Source organism: Parazoarcus communis SWub3 = DSM 12120 (assembly GCF_003226565.1).
GTDB lineage: Bacteria > Pseudomonadota > Gammaproteobacteria > Burkholderiales > Rhodocyclaceae > Parazoarcus > Parazoarcus communis.
Genome location: NZ_QKOE01000219.1, coordinates 1 through 244, shown reverse-complemented (window position 1 = coordinate 244; position 244 = coordinate 1). Strand labels below are relative to the sequence as shown.

General features: G+C 60.7%; 1 protein-coding gene. It reads right to left on the bottom strand.

Translation table 11 applies throughout. The features are described 5' to 3' along the window. Positions 1-244, bottom strand: a 244-nt coding sequence (locus DNK49_RS24345) for a hypothetical protein (RefSeq protein ID WP_165843453.1), incomplete at both ends; no start/stop codon positions are given.

The window sequence follows — 244 nt, the reverse complement described above, 5'->3', positions numbered from 1 at the left end:
TCGATCACGCTGCGCCGACCCAATCCGTCATACACAAAATGACTGCTGCGCCCAGGGCTGCTCTTGTGACTCACTCCGATGAGCCGGTTCTCCGCGTCCCACTGATAGACACGGATCGGATCTTCCACACGATTGCCGTTGGCGTCGTACACATAGCCCGTCTGCGCAATCCGGTTGGTCACATCATGCGCGAAGACCTGCGAGCCGCCAGGCGCCTCGATGTGCGATACGTTGTCCGCCGCGT